This is a genomic window from Saccharothrix deserti, from assembly GCF_009769385.1.
Classification (GTDB): domain Bacteria; phylum Actinomycetota; class Actinomycetes; order Mycobacteriales; family Pseudonocardiaceae; genus Actinosynnema; species Actinosynnema deserti.
On the sequence record NZ_VKAB01000148.1, the window covers coordinates 1 to 1,441 of the forward strand.

The following is a 1,441-nucleotide window of genomic DNA, read 5'->3' on the forward strand; positions in this document are numbered from 1 at the left end:
AGTAGCGGTAGTGCTCGGGCTTGTACGGGCCCTCGACGTCCACGTCGATGTACTCGGCCTGGTCCTTGGTCAGCTTGGTGAGCTGCCCGCCCAGCGCCTCCAGGTGGATCCGGGCGACCTTCTCGTCCAGCACCTTCGGCAGGCGGTACACCTCCTTGTCGTACTCCTGGTGCTTGGTGAACAGCTCGACCTGGGCGATCACCTGGTTGGAGAACGAGTTCGACATCACGAAGCTGGGGTGACCGGTGGCGTTGCCCAGGTTGAGCAGGCGGCCCTCGGACAGCACCAGGATCGAGTGGCCGTCCGGGAACACCCACTCGTCGACCTGCGGCTTGATGTTGATCCGCCGGATGCCGGGGAAGCGGGTCAGGCCGGCCATGTCGATCTCGTTGTCGAAGTGGCCGATGTTGCCGACGATCGCCTGGTGCTTCATGGCCGCCATGTGCTCGATGCGCACGACGTCCTTGTTGCCGGTCGTGGTGATCACGATGTCGGCGCGGTCGATCACGTTCTCGAGCGTCTGCACCTCGTAGCCGTCCATCGCGGCCTGCAACGCGCAGATCGGGTCGATCTCGGTGACGATGATGCGGGCGCCCTGGCCGCGCAGCGAGTCCGCCGCACCCTTGCCGACGTCGCCGTAACCGCAGATCACGGCCACCTTGCCGCCCATCAGCACGTCGGTGCCGCGGTTGATGCCGTCGATCAGCGAGTGCCGGATGCCGTACCGGTTGTCGAACTTCGACTTGGTCACCGCGTCGTTGACGTTGATCGCGGGGAACAGCAGCTCACCGGCGGCGGCCAGCTGGTACAGCCGCATGACGCCGGTGGTGGTCTCCTCGGTCACGCCGCGGATGCCCTCGGCGATCTTGGTCCACTTGCCCGTGTCCGCCGCCAGCGAGGCGCGCAGCGTGCCCAGGAAGATCTGCCACTCCTCCGAGTCGTCCGCCTCGGCCTGCGGCACGACACCGGCCTTCTCGTACTGCACGCCCTTGTGGACGAGCATCGTGGCGTCGCCGCCGTCGTCCAGGATCATGTTCGGCCCGCCGCCGTCCGGCCAGGTCAGCATGGCCTCGGCGGTCCACCAGTACTCCTCCAGCGTCTCGCCCTTCCAGGCGAACACCGGGACGCCCTTGGGCTCCTCCTCGGTGCCGTGGGGGCCGACGACGACCGCGGCGGCGGCGTGGTCCTGGGTGGAGAAGATGTTGCAGGACGCCCAGCGGACCTCGGCGCCCAGCGAAACCAGGGTCTCGATCAGCACGGCGGTCTGCACGGTCATGTGGAGCGAGCCGGAGATCCGCGCACCCTTGAGGGGGTAGACCTCCGAGTACTCGCGGCGCAACGCCATCAGGCCGGGCATCTCGTGCTCGGCCAGGCGGATCTCCTTGCGGCCGAACTCGGCCAGGGACAGGTCCGCCACGGCGAAGTCGATGCCGTTGCGGGT

Annotated in this window: 1 protein-coding gene; it reads right to left on the reverse strand. The window is 67.7% G+C overall.

The window, feature by feature from the left end; translation table 11 throughout:
• The coding region (ahcY, locus tag FM051_RS49930; RefSeq protein WP_158854985.1) for an adenosylhomocysteinase at window positions 1-1,441 on the reverse strand (1,441 nt) is incomplete at both ends.